We start from the raw sequence: 19,140 nt of genomic DNA, 5'->3' as shown, positions 1-19,140 counted from the left end.
AGCGCGCTCCGATCGCCTGCCACGGGGGAAGCGGGCGATTGGAGCGCGCAACAAAAGCTTAACCAGGTTGCAGCGGCGGCACAACTGGCCAGGTTGGGTCAGATTTACGACGATCGCCACGCCGGGCGGTTGTTGCGGTCGAGGCGGATGAACCGCTATTAACCGCGCCGGGGCGGGGCTTCCGCGCGGAGGGACTCCAGCAGCATCACGGCGAGTGCGTTACCTTGGGCAGCCATGACCGGCACGCAGACTCTGGACCGCGCCGCACAGATCTTCCGTCGGCGGCACCTCACCGGAGTTTTCGATGCGTGACCTGCTGCCCGCCACCGTCGCGGTCGCCGTCGCGGAGCCGCCCGACTGGGAGGGCGTGCTGTTGCCGGAGGAGCAGGCGGGCCTCGGCGATCGAGCGGTGACCAGCCGGCGTCGTGACTTCACCGCCGGTCGCGTCTGCGCACGCCGCGCCATCTCCGCGCTCGGCCGACCCCCGGTCGCCCTCCCCACCGCCGCCAACCGGGCGCCGGTCTGGCCGGCCGGGGTGGTCGGGGCGATCACCCACACCCGCGGCTACTGCGCCGCCGCTGCGGCCCGGGCCGACGAGATCCGGTCGGTCGGCCTCGACGCCGAGCAGCACCGGCCGCTGGGCCCGGGGGTGGTCTCGGCGATCTGCCTGCCCGAGGAGGAGGCGCTGTTTCGGCGACTGCCCAGCGGCGTCTCCTGGCCGACTGTGGTGTTCAGCGCGAAGGAGACGGTCTACAAGGTCTGGCACCCGGTCGTCGGGACCTGGCTGGACTTCCATGACGCGACCGTGACGTTGGATCCCGAGGCGGGGCGATTCACCGCCCGGATCGCCCCCGCGCGGATAGCCGCCGCCCCGGTGCCCGCCCCACCGGCCACAGTGTCCGGCCGGTTCGCCGTTGATGGCGGCCTGGTCCGTACCGCGGCGGTGCTGTTTCCGGCGTAGCGATCGGACTCACTGACGCCGGCCGGCGCGGCACCACCTGCCGTCGGAGGCCAACCCGTGCTCGCGCCCCGGCGCCAGAGCCACCCCCATCCCTGCGCAAAGCCCACAGACCCTGATACATCTGAATCTATTACCATTTACTTACGTAAATCGATATAAGCCTGTCCATTCACGATCGATCCGCTTCCCTGGAGACAGCGACCTGCGCTGTCGCCATCGGTCTGGAACCCCAAGCCAGGAAGTAGGACCCATGCCGCGCACCTCAACCACCCCAAGTGGAAAGACAACTACGTCGACCCGAACGACCAGCTACCCGAACGTGCCCACTCCGTCTCTGCCCCGTCAGTTGCCAGAGCCACTGGCATCCTTGCCACCCCGCGACCGTGAGCTGTTCGTGCGCTTCGGTCACGGGCCCACCGAACCCGTCGCGTACTCCCACATCCACCACGCCTTCGAGTACTGGGCCACCGTCACTCCGGACGCCGTCGCCGTCGAACACGGCGACGAGACCATCACCTATCGCGAGTTGGACCGGCGAGCCGACCAGTTGGCCGCCCGGCTCGCCGCCTCCGGCGTCCGTCCCGGCGACCGGGTCGCGCTCTTCGTCCGGAGGTCGATCCCCATGGTCGTCGGCCTGATCGCGGCCTTGAAGTCCGGCGCCGCCTACGTGCCACAACACGTCGACTCCGTGCCCGCGGCCCAGTTGCAGCATGTTATCCAGACCGCCGGGACCCGGGTGATCCTGACGCTCGCCGCCACCGCCGAGCACATTCCGGTGCCCGACGGCCACGTCGTCATCGCCCTCGACAGCTGGGCTGCGGAGCCCGGCGAACGCCCGGTCCGTCGCTTTACCCCGACGACGCCGCTTCATCCCGACGACCCCTGCTACGTGCTGTTCACCAGTGGCAGCACCGGCCGCCCCAACGGGGTGGTCGTGACCCACCGCAACATCTGCAACATCCTGCTGACCTCCCCCGGCGACCTCGGTATCCAGCCAGGATGGCGGGTCGGTCAGATTCTCAACATCGCCTTCGACATGGCCGCCTGGGAGATCCTGGGGGCGCTCAGCCATGGTGCCACGCTCGTCATCCGCGGCCCAGACATCGCCGAGACGATGTCCCGGGTGGACGTCATCATCGCGACCCCCACGGTGCTCAGCCGCATCGACCCGGACCAGTGTCACCGGGTCCGGGTCGTGGCGGTCGCCGGTGAGCCCTGCCCCCGGTCGCTCGCGGACACCTGGTCCGCGGTCTGCTCCTTCTACAACTCCTGCGGCCCCACCGAAACCACGATCGTCAACACGATGAGCCGGCACCACCCGACCGCCGAACGACTCACCATTGGCCGGCCAACCCCCAACAACACCGTGTACGTGCTCGACGCCGACCTTCGGCCCTGCCCGATCGGCACGGTCGGTGAGATGTGGGCCGGGGGTGACGGTGTCTCGGCGGGGTACCTCGGAAATCCCCAACTCACCGCCGAACGCTACGCCCTCGACCCGTTCCTCGGCGGTGGGCGCCGAATGTTCCGTACCCGGGATCTGGGACGCTGGACCCCCGACGGCGAGTTGGAACACTTCGGACGGACTGACGACCAGGTAAAGGTCCGTGGATTTCGGGTGGAGCTGGACTCGGTATCGGCGATACTGGAGGCGGTACCGGGCTGCACCCGAGCGGCGACCATCAAACTGGACGACCGCACTCTCGTCTCATTCGTCACACCCACCCAGGTGGATTCGGGGCTCGCCCGGATGGCCGTCTCCGAGGCACTGCCGTACTACTGCGTGCCCGAGACCGTGCACACCCTGCCGGAGCTCCCGATGACCAGTCGAGGAAAGATCGACAAGACCGCCCTCCGCCGGCTCGTAACCGACCACGAGCGAGAGGCGACGCGATGACCACCACCCCGCTGACCAGAACACGGCCCGCCCCACCGGCCAGCGCGGCTCCGGACTCCGCACGCAGCGTCACGCTGCCACCGCGGCTTCCGCTACCCCGGCGAGTCTTCACGCACCCGGCCCTGACGCACTATCACCGGCTGGCCGCGGTGGTGCTGGTCGTGAACCTCGGCCTGGCCGGGTACGGGCTCGGCCCCGGTGGATGGTCCACCGCCGAGCTACCGACCTCCCAGCTCGCCGACCTGACCCTGGCGAACTTCACCCTCGCCGTCGTCGTCCGGCAGCAGTACGTCATCAATCTGTTCTTCTGGCTGGCCACCCGGGCCCGCACGAGTTGGCCCCTGCGCATCCGCCGGACCCTCGGCAAGGTCTACCACTTCGGTGGGCTACACGTCGGCGGCGCGCTCGCCGGGACCCTGTGGTTCCTCGCCTTCGCCGCGACCGCCACCGTCGAGGCCCTGCGGTCCGGCTCGGGCCTGCCCGCCACCCTGGTCGTGACCTACCTGTTGGTCGCGCTGCTCCTCACCGTCTGCGGCACCGCCCTGCCCCCGGTACGCGCCCGGCACCACGACCTGTTCGAGCGGGTCCACCGCTTCGGCGGGTGGCTGGCCCTGACGCTCTTCTGGGCGCTGACGGTCCTGCTGATCGCCGCAGAACCCGGTTCCCGACCGCTCGCCACCGCGCTGCTGACCGAGGCGAGCAGCTGGGCGCTCGCCCTGATGACGTTCAGCGTCGCCCTGCCGTGGCTCCGCCTGCGCAGGGTGCCCGTGGACGTCGAACGACCATCCACCCACGTCGCGCTGGTCCAGCTCGAGCGACGCCGGGTTCCCTTCCCCGGCTCCTCCACCGCGGTCAGCCGCCGCCCGCTGCTGGAGTGGCACTCGTTCGCCAACGTTCCCGTGCCAGGGCAACGGCGCTTCCGCATCACCATCTCCCGCGCGGGCGACTGGACCGGCGCCCTCGTTGACGACCCCCCGTCCCACCTGTGGGTCAAGGGCATCACCACCGCCGGGGTGGCCAACATCGAGACGCTCTTCACCAAGGTGGTCTACGTCGCCACCGGCAGCGGAATCGGCCCGGTGCTGCCCCACCTGCTGGCAGATGCGGTCCCGTCGCACCTGGTCTGGGCGGTCCGTAGCCCCCGGACCACCTACGGCGACGCGTTGATCGACGAGATTCGCACCGCCCGGCCGGGCGCCACGATCTGGGACACCGCCACCGACGGTAAGCCCGACATGGTGGCCCTGGCCTACCGCGCCTACCACGAACACGGCGCCGAAGCCGTCATCTGCATCTCCAACAAGAAGCTGACCTGGCAGGTCGTCCACGGGCTGGAGCAACGAGGCATTCCCGCCTACGGCGCCATCTGGGACTCCTGAGCGACAGGGAGAAGATTGTGAATCTCATCGTGGAGCGGACCGACCGGGTCGTCACCGTACGGCTGAACCGTCCCGCCGCCCGCAACGCGCTCAACACCGAACTGCTGACCGAGCTGCTGGCCACGCTGCAGCCCCTGGACGGCGACCCGGGCGTCGGATGCTTCGTCCTCACCGGTACCGACCAGTTCTTCGCGGCCGGCGCGGACATCCGGGAGATGGCGGCGAAGTCGGCCGCGGAGATGGTGGCCGAGGACTTCTTCGCCGGCTGGGAGGCGTTCACCGCGCTTCGCACGCCCACCGTGGCGGCGGTCGCCGGTTATGCCCTCGGCGGCGGCTGTGAACTGGCCATGATGTGCGACATCGTCGTCGCCGCCGACACGGCTCGCTTCGGGCAACCGGAGATCAAACTCGGCGTGATCCCCGGCATCGGTGGCACTCAGCGGCTGACCCGGCTCGTGGGCAAGGCCAAGGCCATGGACCTGATTCTGACCGGCCGGCTCATGACTGCCGAGGAGGCCGAGCGCAGCGGCCTGGTCTCCCGGGTCGTTCCGGCCGACCAGCTGCTGGCCGAGGCGGAGGTGGTGGCCCGGACGGTGGCCGGATTCGGCAAAGCGGCCACCACGGCCGCCTGCGAGGCGGTTGACCAGGCGCTGGAGACCGGCCTGCGGGAGGGGGTCCGCTTTGAGCGACGCAGCTTCCACTCCCTGTTCGGCACCGCCGACCAGCGGGAGGGAATGCAGGCCTTCCTGGACAAGCGGGCGCCACAGTTCACCGGTCGGTAGGTGCCCGGTGAGCTCCGGCGACAGGTGCCCGGTGAACCCCGCCGCTGACCTCGTGCTCCGGCCCACTCACGCCGCGCCGCGACCTCATCCGCCGGCTAGCCGCCGGCGGCCCGCCACACCAGGCCGGCGGCGACCCCAACGACGAGGCTGAGCGCGGCTGCCACGACGGCCACCATCGCACTCCATCGCCCTGGGCGGTCGGGCGGGGCGACCGCCCAGGGTTGATAGAGCGGAACCAACCACCGCAGGTAGTAGAAGAGGCTGAGTGCGGAGTTGCCGAACACGACGACCGCCAGCCACGCGTACCCGCCGTCCCAGGCGGCGCTCGCGGCGGTCAGTTTCCCGACGAAGACCGCTGTCGGCGGGGTGCCGACCAACCCGAGTAGCGCCACCACCAGGGCGGCGGCCAGCCACGGTGTGGTCGCCGCTACCCCACGCCAGGACGTACGGTCGCGGTGTCGTGGTAGTGCGGCGGTGACCGCGAAGGCGGCGACGTTGGTGACGGTGTAGCCGGCGAGATAGACCAACAACGACGGCTGGGCGAGGTCGCTGCGTCCGGTGGCCACCACCGGCACCAACAGGTAACCCACCTGACTCACCGTTGACCAGCCGAGCAGCCGCCGTACGTCGTTCTGCCAGTACGCGGCGAGGTTGCCCAGCAGCATGGACGCCACGGCCAGCGTGGCCACCACCGCCGGCCAGTTCGAGGTGCCGGGGAGGACCCCGGCGAGCCGGTGGACCGCGAGCAACGCACCGATCTTGGGTACGGTGGTGAGGAACGTCGCCGCCATGGCCGTGCCGCCCTGGGCCGCGTCGGGAACCCAGAAGTGCGCGGGGAATCCACCGGCTTTGAACATCAACCCGCCGATCACCGCGACGGCGGCGGCGGTGACCACCGACCGCGGCGCGTCCGGCAGCCCAGTGGCGAGTTCGCCGTAGGCCGTGGCGCCGGTGATCCCGGCGAGCAGCGTGACACCGAGCAGGAGCAGGATGCCAAAGAGGGCGCCAAGGAGGTAGGTCTTCAGCACCGCTTCGGCACCGGCGGCCGTGCCGGCCAGGCCGATCAGCGCGTACAGCGGAATGCTGGCCAGCAGAAAGCCGACTACCAGAGCAAGCAGGTCGGTGGCGCCGGCGAGCAGCACCGCCCCGGCGGTGGCGAAGAGCAGCAGTGCGTACGCGTCGCTCTCCCGGGCAGCCCCAGCGAGCTCGTCCCCGGCGAGAGCGAGGACGAGGAGGCAGCCGGCGGCGGCGAGGATCCGGGCGACGCCGGTGCCGGTGTCGACCGCGTAGGTGCCATCGAAGGCGGTATTGGCCGGAGCGGAGAGCGCGACCGCGGCGGTGATGATCACCGTGACGCAGACGGCGGCGGCGACCCCCCGCAGGATCCACTGCCGGTGGCGGGGCACGAACGAGCCGCCGAGCAGGACGACGAGCGCACCGCCGGCGAGCAGCAGCTCCGGCAGCAGCAGCTCCGTGCGCATCATCTCCGACGCCACGTGAGTCACCGGCCGAGCAGGTCAACGACGGTACGGGCAGCGGGCTCGACGAGGTCGAGCAGCGGGCGCGGCAGCACCCCGATGAGCAGGGACAACACCAAAAGCGGCCCCACCGACCACAGCTCGGTGGGGCGCAGGTCGCCGAAGCCCTTCGCGCAGCCGGCGGTGGGGCCGGTCAGCAACGCCTGCCCGGCGCGGAGGAACAACGCGGCCGTGACGAGGATGCCGAGCAGCGCCACCGCCGTCACGGGGGCGGTGGCGATGCTGCCGGCGAAGACCTGAAACTCGGCGATGAAGCCGGAGAAGGCCGGCAGGCCGAGGGAGGCGAAGGCGCCGACGGCGAAGAACGCGGCGAACATCGGTGCGGGGGCGGCGAGACCGCCGTACGCGTGCAGGTCGTAACTGCCGGCCCGCTCGTACAGGACCCCGGCGAGAAGGAACAGGGCAGCGGTGATCAGGCCGTGGCTGACCATCTGGGTGACCGCACCGGTAACCGCCACCGCCCGCGGCTGCGCGGTGTCCACGCCGACCAGACCGGCGACGCCAACGGCGAGCACGACGTAGCCCATGTGATTGATCGAGGTATACGCGATCATCCGCTTGAGGTTGGTCTGGGCCAGGGCGACCAGCGCGCCGTAGAGGACCGACACCACCCCGACGGCGACGATGACCCACGCCCAACCCCGCCACGCCTGGGGCAGCATCGGTGCGGCGATCCGCACGAAGCCGTAGGTACCCAGCTTCAACAGCACCCCGGCCAGAACGGCGGAGCCGACCGCGGGAGCGTCGGTGTGCGCCGGCGGCAACCAGGTGTGAAACGGCACGGTGGGGGTCTTCACCGCCAGGCCGATCAGGATCGCGGCGAGCACCACGCCGCCGGCCAGGGGACGCCCCGCGAGCGGGTTCTCCGCGGTGAGGGTCGGCATGTCGAAGGTGTGCGGGTCGGCGGCTGCGTACAGGCCGATGAACCCGGTGAGCAGCGCCAGCGAGCCGAGGAAGGTGTAGAGGAAGAACTTCAGTGCCGACCGGGCCCGGTCGCCGTGCCCCCAGCCGGCTATCACCGCGTACATCCCGACGATGGACAGGTCGAAGAAGACGAAGAAGAGAATCAGGTCGGCCGCGGCGAAGACCCCGAGGCACACACTCTGGAGGAACAGGAAGAGCGACGCCTGTACGCGGGGGCGGTGCCGCTCCCGCAACGCATACACCGCGCAGGCGAGGAAGACCACCGCGGTCATCGCCATCAGGGGTAGGGAGAGCCCGTCCACGCCGAGGTGGTAGCTGCTACCCACCCCGGGGATCCAGGCCGCCCGTTCGGCGAAGGCCAGCTGTCCCGGCGGCGGCGTCTCGTACCCCGCCCAGACGACGCCGACCAGCGCCAGCTCGACCGTCGCCGCCCCCACCCAGACCCAGCGCGCGGCGGCGTCGCCACAACGGGGGACGACGGCCAGCAGCACCGCGACGAGCAGCGGCAGGAAGACGATCGCGGTCAGCATCCGGCTACCCCAGCACCACGAGGACGACGGCACCGACGACGAGCACCACCACGGCCTGGAGGTAGTACTGGTGTAGTTGCCCGGTCTGCGGCCGGCGCGCGAGGTGCCCCAGCCGCCGCAGCCCGGCCGCGACAACCTCCACCGTCCGGTCGACCCGGCGCTCGTCGACCCGGCCAGCCCGCCTGGCGAGAACGACCGTGGCCCGCGCCGCCTGCGCCACGCCCCGGTCCAGCACCCGGTCGTCGAACCGAGCCGCCGCCGCACCGAGCGCCAGGGTCGGACGCGTCACCAGCACCGAAGCCGCCTGTCGAAGGCCCAGCCACCGCCGCGCCCAGCGTGGTGCCGGCGCCCGCCACCGCGCCACGACGACGAGGGCCGCCAGGGCGATCAACGCCGACGCGGCCAGTTCCACCACCGGAACCGGCTGATAGCCGCCGGGCTGACCAACGGCGTGGGCGACCACAGCGCCGGTCGGGGGCAGCGCCAGCAACCCGGCACCCGCGGCGGCGACCGCCAACACCAGCAGCGGCAACCACCCGGCCCGGGGAATCCGCCCGGTGCCGGTCCCCTCCTGGTCCCGGTACGCCTCCACCGTGCCCTGCTGATCTGCGGGGACCCGCCGCCAGAGCACGACGAGAACCTTCCCCGCGTAGGCGGCGGAGAGCGCTGCGGCCGCGAGGCCGACCGCGTACAGTGCCGGCGACTCCTCGCGGACGGCAGCGAGGATGGCGTCCTTGGTCGCCCAGAGCGACAGCGGCGCGATCCCGGCCAACGCGAGCAGCGCGACCGTGGCCGGCCAGCCAACCGGCGGCCACCGCCGGGCCACCCCCGCCAGACCGGCGAGCTGTTTGGTGCCCAGCGCGGCAAGCCACCCCCCGGCGGCGAGGAACAACAGCGCCTTGACCGCGGCGTGCGCCACCAGATGCGCGGCCCCACCCGCTACCGCGCCGGCCCCGGCGGCCAACACCACGAACCCGAGCTGCGCACAGGTGGAAGCGGCGAGCAGTTGCTTGAGGTCAGGCTGGGTCAGCGCGACCGCGCCGAGCAGCAGCGCGGTCGCCGCACCGACCCACATGGCCGCCCACGGGGCCCAGCCGGTGGCGGCCAGCAGCGGCTGCACCCGCAGGAGCAGGTAGCCGCCCAACGCCACCATCGCCGCGGAGTGCAGCAGCGCACTGACCGGACTCGGCCCGGCCATGGCCCGGGACAGCCAGAAGGAGAACGGTAGCTGCGCGGCCTTGCCGAGCGCCGCGACGAGGACCCCGGCCGCCAGGACGTGTCGCCACCCCGGGCTGCTGGCGGCGAGATCCGCCAGGGCCAGGCCCGCGCCGCCGGCCAGAGCCGCCCCGGCCGCCAGGTAGAGACCAAGGTCCGCAGCCCGGGTCGTGAGGAATGCCGTGCGGCCGGCGGCGACTCGGGCCTCGTCCCACCACCAGAACCCGATCAACGCGTAGGACGCGGCGCCCATCAGCTCCCAGGCGAAGAGCAACGTCGGCAGGGTGCCCGCCGTGACGGTCAGCGCGGCCGCGGCGGCAAACAACAGCATCAGGCCGTGGAACCGCGCCGCCGGGGTGAGTGCCTCGCCGACGGCAGCCACCAGCACCAGTAGCGTCACCACCAACACCGTCGGCAGGACCAGCGCGGCCAGCCCATCCACCGTCAGGACGAAATCCGCGCCGGCCAGGAACGGCACCGCCACCGTCGGCCGGGTGACGGCGACCAGTGCTGACAGCAGCACGGCCGTGGCCGCGACCGGCAACGCGACCCGCACCGCGATGCGGTCTCTGGGCCGGGCGACGACCAGCACGGCACCGGCGGTGGCGGGCAGGCCGACCACCGCCCACAACGCTGCCGTCCCGGGCGTGGTCATCCGGACAGGTCCGCGGCCGTGTCGGTCAGATCCGACCGCCGTAGGCGGTGCAGCGACGTGGCGACGGCGAAGCCCATCGCCATCTCCACCGTCATCGCCGTGAGGACGACCAGGAGCAGCACCTGCCCGGACGGGTCGGGGGCGCAGAACCACCACAGCCCGGCCACGGCCAGGATCAGGCCGTTGAGCATCAGCTCCAGGCCCATCATCACCATCACCACGACCTGTTGGGACAGGGCGCCGTACAAGCCGACGGAGATCAGGGCCGCGGCCACCAGCAGCACAGTCCGTACCGTCACCGCCCCACTCCCCCCGGCTGCGGATCGACCGCGCGACGGCGACGAAGGTCGTCCCCGAAACGGTCGTAGCGGGTCCGGTGCGCGGCCAGGACGACCCCACTGACGATGGTCGCCGCCATCACCACACCCACCACCCCCATGGTCAACATCTTCGGCCCCATCAGCTCGGTGCCGAGGGCGACGGTGACGTCCTTCGGCGGGCTGCCGCGACGGCTCGGCCAGGGCGCGAACAGCGCCCCGGCGGCCAGGAGCAGAAAGACCCCGACCGACACCGGTAGGGCATGGCGAGCACCGTGGACCATGTTCATCGACATCATCGCCGGATTCATGCCCATGAACATGTTCATGTAGACAGCCATGATCGCCATCTCCATCACCATCATCAGAATGACCAGTACGCCAACGTAGAGCTGCTGCAGCAGGAGCACCTGAAGGCCGACCGCGATGAAGGAGAGCGCCAGGGAGTAGCTGGCCCGAGCCATCGAGTTGACGACGAAGACGGCGACCCCGGCAAGCACCGCGACGACCGCGAGGCCCCAGAAGACAAGGTGGGTGAGCATGCCTCAGCCCCCGATCACGATGACGGCGACGAGGAGATCCTGCAGCAGCACCGCCGGCAACAGCACCAGCCAGCCCACCTCCATGAACACGTCCGGACGCAGCGCGGGCACCCGCCGGCGCAGCCACACCAACACCGCCAGCACTACGGTGGCCTTCACCAGCACCCAGGCCCAGGCCGGCAGCAGCGGCCCGGCCCCACCACCGAGGAACATCGGGACGGCGAAGGCGGCGCCCGCCGCCAGCAGCGCGTACCGCCCGGCCAGAAACAACAGCCGATCCACACCGGAGAGCTCCGCCGTCACCCCACCCGCCAGGTCACGACCGAGCGCCGGCGAGAAGGGCCCCCACACCGCGATCGCCACCACGCCGAGGCAGTAGACGACGAAGGCCACCGGCATCCACACCACGAACCACAACCCCTGCTGCGCGGCGGCGACCTCCCCCACCCGCAGACTGGACGCCGCGACCGCCGGCGCCACCAGCGCGAACATCAGCGGCAACTCGTACGCCAATCCGTGTGCGAGGAACCGGTAACCGCCGACCATCGCGAACGCGGAGTTGGCGCCCCACCCGGTCAGCCACACGAAGGCCCACGCCAGGACATCGAGCGCGTTTACCCACACCACCCCGACGGCCAGGTCGAACAGGGTCCACCGCCCGAGCGGCACCACCGTGACGATCATCAGCGCCATCCCGAGCAACCCAGCCCCGCCGATTCGCCAGAGCAGACGGTCCGCGGCGACGGTGGTTCGCCGGCGCTGCCGCAGCAACCGCGCCACCTCACCCACTGGCCGCCCCGTCCCGAGCCGGGCACCGGCGGCCCGTCCGGCCAGGGTGCCGTCGAACAGCGCCGCGGCGACCGCGAGCGTCCCCAGCAGCCCCGCCGCGACCGGCGCCCAGCCACCGGAGACGGCTGCCGGCACCTCAGCCATCGGTGACCACACCCAACGCGGCAATGTCGAGGCTGGCCACGATGAGCCGGGCGGTGGCCAGGTCCCACCCGGACACCACGCTGGCGACCGCCGCGGGCGGGGTGACCGGCACGCCGACCGGGACGCCGGCGGGACCACCAGCCTCGACGCCGACGGGACCGACCGCCATGCCGGCGAGACCACCGACCGCGAGGGCTGCCCGGCTGAGCATGCCGTTGAGTCGATCCCACACATCCCCGGTGAGCTCCGGGGCGAGCCCCAACCGGGCCAGTTCGTCGGGCGGCAGTGGCCCGACCCGCCGCAGCGACCAGCGCAGCAGCCGCGAGCGGCGGACCCGGCGCCGCAGCCGCGCCAGCTCCGTGGTCGCCGCCGACCGTTCGCCGGCCAGGAGCCGATCGCGGACCACGCGAGCCCGCTGGGCCGCATCCCGCCAGCCCGCCAGTGCCAGCAGCCGCGCCGCGTTGTCGCAGCGTTGGGCGGCGAGCTCGGCGGCGTCTGCCGGCCTGACCTCGCCGGATGGTTCACCACCGACGACATGCGCACCGCCGGGAGGCCCGTGCCCCGCGTCAACGACACCCGCCTGCGCCTCGGCAACAAGGTCGCCGTGCAGGTGAGCGCGGAGGACCAGGCCGGCTGGCCAGTCCGGCAGCACCGGGCCGAGTCGCACGTGCAGCACGTCCATCTCCAGCCCATCGCGATCCTCGCTGCCGTGCGCCAGGGCGATGTCGCCGTCCGGGGCGTCGTCGGGCCCGCGTCCGTCACGGGCGGCACTGTCCCGCCGCTGGCGGGGCGTATCCCGCAGTACGGCCTCCGCCTGGTCCAGGGCGGCCGCCACCAGATCCGGCGCGGCGACGTCGATCCGGGCCCGCGGCCCGGGCAGCTGCTCCCAGAGGCTCGCCACCACCAGCGACAGCTCGGGTCCAGGCGATCCACACACCGCCAGGATGTCGGCGTCCGCCGGTGACACCGCCAGCCGCCACCCCCGGGCTCCTGCCAGCCGCTCGACGGCGACCCGGGTCAGCCAGTTCCCGGGCACCTCAATGACCAGCAGGTGGGCGTGCCGGAGGGCGAGCCGCGCCAGCGCACCGCTCACACCCATCGCAGCGCGCCTTCCCGCCAGGCCCACACCACCGCGACGAGCACGCCCGCCAGGAAGACGAACATCTCCACCACGGCGGTGACCCCCAGGTCGGCGACGACGACCGCCCACGGGTACATGAACAGCATCTCCACGTCGAACGCCAGGAAGAGCACCGTCACCAGGTACCAACGAACGTGGTACCGGGACAGGGCGTGCTCCTCGGGGGGCCAGCCGGACTGGAACGCCGAGACCAGCAGCGGCCGACGGGCAATCGCCAGCGCGCGGTGCGCCAGGTAGCAGCCCGCCACGACCACCACGGCGACCAGCGCCATACTCGCCGCCCCTGCGTACATCACGCTTCACCCCGCCCTGCCCCACCCGCGAGGGCGCGGTATCACACTAGGAACCAAAACGGACTTTCCACCTGGAGGGCAGGCTTCCTCACCCGTTTGAGGACCGCCCCCGGCCCCACCCCCCGCAATCTCTCGATGCCCCGGAACGGGGCGCGCCGACACCGCAGCCGGCGGTAGCGAACCCGACACACATTCCGGTAGACATAGTCCATGATGAATGCCATTGATCGCCGGACCTTACTCCGGGTGGCCGGTGCGTCCGCTGGCACCGCCGCCCTCGCCAGCGCCACCGTCGCCCGCGGCAATCCCGCGCAGGCCGCCAGCGGCGCCTTCCGGCACGGCGTCGCCTCCGGCGACCCCCTCCCCAACGGGGTCCTACTCTGGACCCGGCTGACTCCGACCGAGGAGGCCCAACCCGGCTCCGGGCTCGGCCCCGAGGCGCAGGTGTCCTGGCAGATCTCCGCCGACCCAGACTTCACCACACTGATGGCACAGGGGACGACGCCCACCGGGCCCGTGCGGGACCACACCGTTCGCGTCGAGGCAACCGGGCTTGAGCCAGCCACCACGTACTGGTACCGCTTCGGCTACGACGGCGGCTGGTCGCCGACCGGGCGAACGATGACGGCGCCGGATCTGGACGCCGAGATCGATCGCCTGCGATTGGGCGTGGTCTCCTGCTCGAACTGGGAGGGTGGCTACTTCGCGGCCTACCGGTACCTGGCCGAGCGGGGCGACCTGAACCTCGTCGTGCACCTCGGCGACTATCTCTACGAGTACGGCACCGGAGAACTCGGCACCGGGGGCCAGGTCATCCGTCCGGTCAGCCCACCGCACGAGACGCTCACCCTGACCGACTACCGCATCCGCCACGCCACCTACAAGACCGACCCGGACCTGCAGGCCCTGCACGCCGCACTACCGTGGGCGATCACCTGGGACGACCACGAGGTCGCCAACAACTCGTGGTCCGGCGGCGCGGAGAACCACACCGCAGGCGATGAGGGTGACTACGCGGCCCGGATGGCCGCGGCGCGACAGGCGTACCTGGAATGGATGCCCGTACGCGCGGGAGTGGACGGCGCCATCTACCGCCGACTCCGCTTCGGGCGACTGGCCGACCTCTCCATGCTCGACCTGCGGACGTACCGGTCAGAGCAGAACTGGGGCGAGGTCGACGACGCCGACCGGACAATCACCGGTGAGGACCAGATGACCTGGCTGAAGAGCGGTCTGGCCGCCTCCGACACGCGATGGAAGCTGGTCGGCAGCTCGGTGATGATCTCTCGCCTCGATGTCGGCACGCTGCCCGCCTGGCTCCTCGGCCCACTGGGCGAACTGCTGGGTGTGCCACAGAACGGCCTGGTGCTCAACGCCGACCAGTGGGACGGCTACAACGCTGACCGCAACGAGTTGGTCGACCATCTCCGCGCCACCGATACCCGCGACGTCGTCTTCCTCACCGGGGATATCCACACCTCGTGGGCCAACGAACTGACGACGAAAGCCACCGGCCCCTGGTCGCCGGCCGCCGCCGAATTCGTGGTGCCATCGGTGACCACCGACAACGTGGACGACTTCCTGCGGCTACGGCCCAACAACGTCGTCAGCAAGCTCGGTGCGAGCCTGATCCGCGCGACGAATCCACACGTGCGCTGGACCGAGCTGGACGGACACGGTTACGGCGTGTTGGAGGTGACCCAGGCCTCGTGCCGAATGGACTGGTACCACCTGGCGGACCGGACCAAGCCGACCACCTCCAGCCAGTGGGTTGCCGGCTGGTCGGTCGGCGCCGGGTCGGCGAAGCTACGCGAAGAGCATTCGCCCCTATCCTGACCAGCAACACCGAATTTCTATCGATGTTACCCGATTGAAACATTACACCACTAGCACCCCTGACACCCTCATGTCACATTGACGTGCGTCACTGGATTGTCTCCCACCCCACCACCGTCAGGTCCGAACTCTGGGCCGCCTGGATCGAAAGAGACCCCCATGAGACGCTTCGTCCGCACCGCCGTCGCCGCCGCCCTGGTGGCGACGGTGACACTGGTCGCCCCGTCGGCCGCACAGGCCGCAGTCCGCAATCCCGTCCTCTTCGTCCATGGCCTGAGCAGCTCCGCCAGCACGTGGAACACCTGGATCAACAAGTTCAAGGCGGACGGCTACCAGGACTCCGAGCTGTACAACTGGTCCTACGACTGGAAACAGTCCAACGCGACGACCGGATCGAAGCTCATCGCCAAGGTGCAGGAGGTGCTCGACGCGAGCGGCGCCACGAAGGTTGATCTCGTCGCCCACTCGATGGGAGCGCTGAGCTCCCGCTGGTACCTCAAGAACGGCGGCGGAACCGCCACCGTGGACGACTTCGTCTCCGTGGCCGGGGTGAACCACGGAACCGACGTCTCCCTGTTTTGTTTCTTCTACACCTCGTGCCGGGAAATGATTCGCGGCAGCAGCTTCCTCGACTCGCTGAACTCCGGCGACGAGACCCCAGGAAACGTCAACTACGCCACCCTGTGGTCGACCTGCGACGCGCTGATCAACCCCGACAGTTCAGCGAAGCTCGACGGCGCGGTGAACACCTCCGTGGGCTGCAAGGGGCACACCGGCATGAACGACGACTCCAGTAACTACACCAAGGTCCGAGACTTCATCGCCTGACCAGACCGGCCTGCGGTCTACTGTGTTTCTGGCGACGCCACCGCCGGCAGCCCGACGGCGAAGACCTCCCGGGCCAACGCGCTCCGCCAACCGGTCAGGGGCGGGTACTCCAGCACCCGAGACCCGCCCCTGACCGCATTCCACCTCCCGGTCGAAGGGGCTCGCGAAAACTCGGGACGTGAAGGCACCAGCAATCGGTTAGGGTCCCGGCATGGTTACGAGGAATGCCGATCCCACAGTCGGTCTGGTGCAGGTACGCACGGGCACTGAACGCGCGGTGCTCGAATCCTTCCTCGACTTCCACCGCGGCGCGGTGCTGCGCAAGCTGCGTGGGCTCTCCGACACCGATGCCGCCCGCCGCCTGGTGCCGTCCGCGACCACGGTCGCCGGCCTGGTCAAGCACCTCACCCTCGTGGAGCGGAACTGGTTCTCGGCACTACTCGACCCCAGCGGGGGTGAGGTCGTCCAGGCCACCGCGGAGAGCGCACTGGCCAGCTTCACCCTGACCGACGAGGACACCGTCGAGCAGCTTGCGACGGCCTACGCGGCAGAGTGCGCTCGGTCCCGGACGGTGGCAGCCCGATTCGACCTCGATCATGTGGTGCCACAGCCGCAGCTCGGCGAGGTCTCGCTCCGCTGGATCCTGGTGCACGTGACCCAAGAGACGGCTCGGCACACCGGCCACGCCGACATCCTTCGCGAGCTGACCGACGGGTCAACCGGCGCCTTCTGACCGCAGCCCGGCCGCCGGGTTCGGCTGCGCCGTTGTCCGCGCCCGATCCGCCTCCGGATGGTCCGCCGCCCCGTCGACGCGGCAGCAGGGATTAGCCATCGACAGCGCTGTCGCATCATGAGCGGCATGCTGCGGATGCCGTACGCCGGGTGAACAGCACAGTCTCCACCGAGCGGATCGCCAACGACCTGGCCAGCGGCACCCGCTCCTACGGCGCCTGGCGCGACGAGGTCGGCCGGAGTGGCGAGCCGACGGAGCTACCACACACCCGGGTCTGTGCGGACTTCGTCCCCCACGCCTGGCCGCAGCCCGCCCGCGAGGCCGTCGAGCGGGCGGGCACATCGCTGGCGTACGCCTGGACCTGGCGGCCAACCGTCTCCATCTCACCTGGTACTGATGACGCCCTGCCAGGGATCAAGCAACAGCAGTCCGTAGCGCGTCAAAGGGCCCGGCGCACGCTTCACCCACGTGTGCGGCGGAGGATGTGATGATCAGGTACGACAGTGGCCCTGCACGGCAGCCAGGTCACCACCCCTTGAATAGGGCTCGTTATGCCGCGGTCACCCTTCGCACCATTCACTGCGCACGAAACGTTGGCGTCTGCTGCACCGATAGGTGACATCTGAGATGGCTTGCCCTGCGGGCAGGCTGGAAGGACGTCGCTGTGCCCAAGCCTTACCCCCGAGAGTTCCGTGATGACGTCGTGCGTGTGGCTCGTGACCGCGAGGCGGGAGTGACGGTCGAGCAGATCGCGAAGGACTGCCTTCATCGCTTCCCAGAGGACCGAGCATGATGTGCCGCATGCAGCGCGACCTGCCGGGCCCGTGGGTACCCGAGTCCTGGTTCTACAAGTGGCGTGATCGGCCACCAACGCGCCGCGATGACCGGCGTGTCCGGTTGGCGGTCCGCGGGTCCAGAAGGTGTTCGACGACTTGGGTGGCACCTATGGCCGCCCGCGCATCGGCATCGAGCTGCGCGAGTCCGGCTGGCAGGTCTCCGACAACACGATCGCGCAGCTCATGGCCGAGCTGGGCTTGGCCGCCCGGGTCAAGCGCCGCCGACGGGGCTTGACCCGCCAAGGTAAGCATCCGGCCGCATCGGACCTGGTCAGGCGGATGTTCACCGCGTTTGGCGCCGGATGTCGCCTGGTACGGCGACATGACCGAGATCCACACCGACGAGGGCAGGCGATACCTGGTCACGGTCATCGACCTGTACTCGCGTCGGATCCGCGGCTACGCCACGGCGCCCAGCACGACGCCGGGCTGGTCGTCGCCGCGCTGAACACGGCCGCCGTGACCCGCGACGGCAGCATCGAAGGGGTGATCTTCCACAGCGACAGAGGCAGCGAAGGCTCGACGGACGAAACCTCACCAGGCCCGGTGGCTACCAGAGGAACACCCGTTCAGCATCGTCCGATCATGCCGCGCCGCGTCGAGCAGCCGCCTGACCATCCATCACCGCACACCCCGAACAACCGGACTCTACGGCAGGTCGAGGAGTTGCTCGTAGAAGCCGCCGATCTGGCGGTGCCGGTCGATGAGGTGGATTTCAAGGATCCAGTGGCAGGTGCGCCCGGTGCGATCGAGGCGTCGCATCGGGTCGGTGCTGCCCTCGGCAATGTAGTACTCGATGTCGTCGCCGCTGATGCGTTCATGGGGGAACTCGCCGACGAGGTGACCGGCGTGCGGTCCGCCGTACTCCCAGCCGCGTTCGGCGGTTAGGCGCAGGATCTCGGCGAACAGTTGCTCGCCGGTGATGTCAGGGTGCTGATGGAAATGCCGCCGCCCAGCGTCGAACACCTCAGGGAGATCCTCGAGGAGGCGGCGTTTGACGGGGTCGTCGCCGAGGATGAAGGTGCGGCCGAAGTCGGCTTCCCATCCGTCGAAGATGGGACCGAAGTCGCAGAAGACGATGTCGTCGGTCTCGATGACGCGGTCGGGCGGGTTCTGCCGGTAAGGCTGGAGCGTGTGCGGTCCTGATCGAACGATGCGCTTGTGCCAGAACCTGCGTACGTCGAACATCTCGTTGGCCAGGTCGCGAATGTGGTCGCTGACCTCCCGGTCGCTGCGGCCTGCGGCGATCACCCCTCGCCGCTCGACCTCGGCGAACAGGGCGACGGCCCTCGCTTCGGCGTCCAGGAGCCGCCCGGCCCGTTCGGCCTCGGTAGGGGTTGTCGTCATGGTCGTCACCGTTCCGATGGGTGGTGTGCGGTCAGCAGCACGAGCGAGCCCGTCGACGTGCCGCAGGAAGGTTACGGCGGATTGGCGGCACGGGCGCGCTTCGAGGACCTCCTCCGGAGGCCCTCGGTAGGCCTCGGTGAGCCAGTCGACGCAGCCGAGCGGAATCGCAAGCGCGGTCACCTCGGCCGGCTATCGAGACCGGTAACCAGGCGTTCGACGGGCGTGGTGCCGGCGGGGTTTCGGCGGCGATGAGCTCAGGCACGCGCTTAGTGAATCACAACCGCTCCAGGCTCGCCGGGTGGTAGTTGATCTCGGTCATCTCGCTCCAGGCGGAGCCGACGTCGGCTCCGCCTGGAGCGAGATGCGGGGTAGCGGTCTTCTCCGAGGCCCCGGCGGCGCGGTGCCAGTCCCGGCACATCTCGGCATCCCCGACATGTCGGATGGGTCACTCCT

The 19,140-nt window shown here is 70.3% G+C and carries 19 protein-coding genes and 1 pseudogene; 10 read left to right on the top strand and 10 right to left on the bottom strand.

Annotated elements, in window-relative coordinates:
- The first annotated feature begins 304 nt into the window (after window positions 1–304).
- From AC1UKG_RS03750 to AC1UKG_RS03735, 4 genes are all read left to right on the top strand, one after another.
- Complete coding sequence (locus tag AC1UKG_RS03750; RefSeq protein ID WP_475888789.1) at window positions 305–961, top strand: 4'-phosphopantetheinyl transferase superfamily protein; 657 nt, start codon at window positions 305–307, stop codon at window positions 959–961.
- 250 nt (window positions 962–1,211) lie between these two features.
- Window positions 1,212–2,858 (top strand): amino acid adenylation domain-containing protein, encoded by a 1,647-nt coding sequence (locus tag AC1UKG_RS03745; protein ID WP_026325051.1) that lies wholly within the window; start codon window positions 1,212–1,214, stop codon window positions 2,856–2,858.
- On the top strand, window positions 2,855–4,237 hold the full coding sequence (locus AC1UKG_RS03740; protein WP_018741920.1) for a membrane protein: 1,383 nt from the start codon (window positions 2,855–2,857) through the stop codon (window positions 4,235–4,237). Before AC1UKG_RS03745 ends, AC1UKG_RS03740 begins: the two co-directional genes overlap by 4 nt.
- 17 nt (window positions 4,238–4,254) lie before the next feature.
- Window positions 4,255–5,019, top strand: coding sequence for an enoyl-CoA hydratase-related protein (locus AC1UKG_RS03735; protein WP_018741919.1), 765 nt, complete (start codon window positions 4,255–4,257; stop codon window positions 5,017–5,019).
- Window positions 5,020–5,114: 95 nt separating this feature from the next.
- Here the strand turns inward: AC1UKG_RS03735 and AC1UKG_RS03730 are convergent, their stop codons facing one another.
- From AC1UKG_RS03730 to AC1UKG_RS03695, 8 genes are read right to left on the bottom strand one after another with little or no spacing between them, the layout of a single operon-like run.
- On the bottom strand, window positions 5,115–6,515 hold the full coding sequence (locus AC1UKG_RS03730) for a proton-conducting transporter transmembrane domain-containing protein (protein ID WP_018814348.1): 1,401 nt from the start codon (window positions 6,513–6,515) through the stop codon (window positions 5,115–5,117).
- A gap of 5 nt (window positions 6,516–6,520) precedes the next feature.
- On the bottom strand, window positions 6,521–8,011 hold the full coding sequence (locus AC1UKG_RS03725) for an NADH-quinone oxidoreductase subunit M (RefSeq protein WP_018741917.1): 1,491 nt from the start codon (window positions 8,009–8,011) through the stop codon (window positions 6,521–6,523).
- Window positions 8,012–8,015: 4 nt separating this feature from the next.
- Window positions 8,016–9,881 (bottom strand): proton-conducting transporter transmembrane domain-containing protein, encoded by a 1,866-nt coding sequence (locus AC1UKG_RS03720; RefSeq protein ID WP_018741916.1) that lies wholly within the window; start codon window positions 9,879–9,881, stop codon window positions 8,016–8,018.
- A complete protein-coding gene (locus AC1UKG_RS03715; protein ID WP_018741915.1) occupies window positions 9,878–10,180 on the bottom strand; it encodes an NADH-quinone oxidoreductase subunit K in 303 nt (100 codons plus the stop codon). The genes AC1UKG_RS03720 and AC1UKG_RS03715 overlap by 4 nt, the downstream gene beginning before the upstream one ends.
- The gene (locus AC1UKG_RS03710; protein WP_018741914.1) at window positions 10,177–10,740 is read right to left on the bottom strand and encodes a hypothetical protein; all 564 of its coding nucleotides are present in this window, start codon (window positions 10,738–10,740) and stop codon (window positions 10,177–10,179) included. The genes AC1UKG_RS03715 and AC1UKG_RS03710 overlap by 4 nt, the downstream gene beginning before the upstream one ends.
- A gap of 3 nt (window positions 10,741–10,743) precedes the next feature.
- Window positions 10,744–11,673: a complex I subunit 1 family protein gene (locus tag AC1UKG_RS03705; RefSeq protein WP_018741913.1), complete on the bottom strand. Its 930-nt coding sequence runs from the start codon at window positions 11,671–11,673 to the stop codon at window positions 10,744–10,746.
- Window positions 11,666–12,772 (bottom strand): hypothetical protein, encoded by a 1,107-nt coding sequence (locus AC1UKG_RS03700; RefSeq protein ID WP_482641844.1) that lies wholly within the window; start codon window positions 12,770–12,772, stop codon window positions 11,666–11,668. Before AC1UKG_RS03700 ends, AC1UKG_RS03705 begins: the two co-directional genes overlap by 8 nt.
- Window positions 12,763–13,086 carry an NADH-quinone oxidoreductase subunit A gene (locus tag AC1UKG_RS03695; protein ID WP_018741911.1) on the bottom strand — a complete coding sequence of 108 codons (324 nt, stop codon included), beginning with the start codon at window positions 13,084–13,086 and terminating at the stop codon, window positions 12,763–12,765. The genes AC1UKG_RS03700 and AC1UKG_RS03695 overlap by 10 nt, the downstream gene beginning before the upstream one ends.
- A 231-nt stretch (window positions 13,087–13,317) precedes the next feature.
- Between AC1UKG_RS03695 and AC1UKG_RS03690 the strand changes: the two genes are divergently transcribed.
- From AC1UKG_RS03690 to AC1UKG_RS03665, 6 genes and pseudogenes are all read left to right on the top strand, one after another.
- Window positions 13,318–14,943 carry an alkaline phosphatase D family protein gene (locus AC1UKG_RS03690; protein WP_026271455.1) on the top strand — a complete coding sequence of 542 codons (1,626 nt, stop codon included), beginning with the start codon at window positions 13,318–13,320 and terminating at the stop codon, window positions 14,941–14,943.
- 159 nt (window positions 14,944–15,102) lie between these two features.
- Window positions 15,103–15,771 (top strand): esterase/lipase family protein, encoded by a 669-nt coding sequence (locus tag AC1UKG_RS03685; RefSeq protein WP_018741909.1) that lies wholly within the window; start codon window positions 15,103–15,105, stop codon window positions 15,769–15,771.
- A gap of 211 nt (window positions 15,772–15,982) precedes the next feature.
- Window positions 15,983–16,504: a DinB family protein gene (locus AC1UKG_RS03680; RefSeq protein WP_033662531.1), complete on the top strand. Its 522-nt coding sequence runs from the start codon at window positions 15,983–15,985 to the stop codon at window positions 16,502–16,504.
- A 149-nt stretch (window positions 16,505–16,653) separates the two neighbouring features.
- Window positions 16,654–16,992: a hypothetical protein gene (locus AC1UKG_RS03675; protein ID WP_018741906.1), complete on the top strand. Its 339-nt coding sequence runs from the start codon at window positions 16,654–16,656 to the stop codon at window positions 16,990–16,992.
- A 432-nt stretch (window positions 16,993–17,424) separates the two neighbouring features.
- Window positions 17,425–17,553 (top strand): annotated as a pseudogene (locus AC1UKG_RS03670) (IS3 family transposase); the annotation flags it as partial.
- A 109-nt stretch (window positions 17,554–17,662) separates the two neighbouring features.
- Window positions 17,663–17,788 (top strand): hypothetical protein, encoded by a 126-nt coding sequence (locus AC1UKG_RS03665; protein ID WP_482641935.1) that lies wholly within the window; start codon window positions 17,663–17,665, stop codon window positions 17,786–17,788.
- A gap of 200 nt (window positions 17,789–17,988) precedes the next feature.
- Here the strand turns inward: AC1UKG_RS03665 and AC1UKG_RS03660 are convergent, their stop codons facing one another.
- Both AC1UKG_RS03660 and AC1UKG_RS03655 read right to left on the bottom strand, forming a co-directional pair.
- On the bottom strand, window positions 17,989–18,867 hold the full coding sequence (locus tag AC1UKG_RS03660) for a M24 family metallopeptidase (RefSeq protein WP_018814353.1): 879 nt from the start codon (window positions 18,865–18,867) through the stop codon (window positions 17,989–17,991).
- Window positions 18,868–18,961: 94 nt separating this feature from the next.
- The gene (locus AC1UKG_RS03655) at window positions 18,962–19,105 is read right to left on the bottom strand and encodes a hypothetical protein (protein WP_018741903.1); all 144 of its coding nucleotides are present in this window, start codon (window positions 19,103–19,105) and stop codon (window positions 18,962–18,964) included.
- Window positions 19,106–19,140 lie beyond the last annotated feature (35 nt).

The organism is Salinispora sp. CH2A1_6 (assembly GCF_056820975.1).
The sequence above is the reverse complement of the archived record's forward strand: the minus strand, read 5'-3'. Positions and strand labels throughout refer to the sequence as shown.